The sequence below is a fragment of the Streptomyces sp. genome (genome assembly GCF_050698815.1).
Lineage (GTDB): Bacteria > Actinomycetota > Actinomycetes > Streptomycetales > Streptomycetaceae > Streptomyces.
Genome location: NZ_JBOHCV010000584.1, coordinates 1 through 1,505 on the forward strand (window position 1 = coordinate 1; position 1,505 = coordinate 1,505).

A 1,505-nucleotide genomic window follows, 5' to 3' on the forward strand; every position below is an offset into this window, starting at 1 on the left:
ACAGTGGACGGTGGTGCACGGGCGGCGGCGCCGCGGGCACCCACGGCGCGGCGCGCGGGCGGGGAGCGGGTACGACGACCCGTTCACGGCCGCCGGTCTGGCGGCCGGGCTGGGCACCACCCTCATCGACTTGTCGGGCGACGATCTGCGCGCCCTCGTGCCCGGTCCCGCCGTGGACGGTACGGACCCGGCTCAGCCGGACCCGGCCGGACGGGTCGAGGCGCAGCCGGGCTGGACGCTGGGCGCGGGCGCGCCCGTACCCGCCGACGAACTCGCCCGCGGTGACGCCGAGGCCGCCCGGGCGCTGCGACGCGCGCTGGCGGAACGGCGCGGACTGGTACGGCAGCGGACCGACGAGGTGGCGGGCGTGGCCTCACTGGTGGCGCCGCGGGAGGGGCGGGCACTGGCCCGCACCCGGCTCGGCCCGCTCGAGGAGCACCCGGCACTGGTGGAGACGCTGCGTATGTGGCTGTCGCTGCACGGCAGTTGGGACCGTACCGCGGTGGCGCTGGAGATCCACCGCAATACGGTCCGGCAGCGCATCGCCCGCATCGGCGAACTGCTCGGCCAGGACCTGGCCGAGCAGGACGTCCGGATGGAGCTGTGGTTCGCCCTCAAGTGGTGCTAGGGCGTGCCCTGGCGGCCGGTGAGTCCCGGCGCCCCGCCGGTCACAGCTTCGTCCACGCCTCCGTCAGCACCGAGCGCAGGATCTGCTCGGCCTCGTCGAAGACGCTCTGATCGGATATCAGCGGGGGCGCCAGCTGGACGACCGGGTCACCGCGGTCGTCGGCACGGCAGTAGAGCCCGGCATCGAAGAGTGCGGTGGACAGGAAGCCCTCGAGGATGCGCTCCGACTCCTCCTCGGTGAAGGTCTCCTTGGTGGCCTTGTCCTTCACGAGTTCGATGCCGTAGAAGAAGCCGTCGCCGCGTACGTCGCCGACGATCGGCAGATCGAGCAGCTTGCGCAGGGTCGCGGAGAACGCCCCCTCGTTGTCCAGCACATGCTGGTTGAGGCCCTCGCGCTCGAAGATGTCGAGGTTGGCCAGTGCCACGGCCGATGAGACCGGATGGCCGCCGAAGGTGTAGCCGTGCAGGAAGGTGTTGTCGCCCTTCCAGAACGGCTCGGCTATCCGGTCGGAGACCACGGCCGCGCCGATCGGCGAGTAACCGGAGGTCATGCCCTTGGCGCAGGTGATGATGTCCGGCACGTAACCGAACTTGTCGCAGGCGAAGACGGTGCCCAGCCGCCCGAACGCGCAGATGACCTCGTCCGAGACCAGCAGTACGCCGTACCGGTCGCAGATCTCGCGCACCCGCTGGAAGTAGCCGGGGGGCGGCGGGAAGCAGCCGCCGGCGTTCTGCACCGGTTCCAGGAAGACCGCCGCGACGGTCTCCGGCCCCTCGAAGAGGATCTGCTGCTCGATCTGGTCGGCGGCCCAGCGTCCGAAGGCGACCGGGTCGTCGCCGTGTACGGGCGCCCGGTAGATGTTGGTGTTGGGCACCTT

Annotated in this window: 2 protein-coding genes; one reads left to right on the top strand and one right to left on the bottom strand. The window is 71.4% G+C overall.

Annotation, left to right across the window (positions count from 1 at the left end; translation table 11 throughout):
• Positions 1-628: PucR family transcriptional regulator (locus ACRDP3_RS21120; RefSeq protein WP_431518548.1), on the top strand; the 628-nt coding region annotated here is incomplete at its 5' end.
• A gap of 40 nt (positions 629-668) precedes the next feature.
• On the opposite strand, the gene ACRDP3_RS21125 is transcribed toward ACRDP3_RS21120, so the two are convergent.
• A partial coding sequence (locus ACRDP3_RS21125) for an aminotransferase class III-fold pyridoxal phosphate-dependent enzyme (RefSeq protein ID WP_431518549.1) occupies positions 669-1,505 on the bottom strand: 837 nt, incomplete at its 5' end.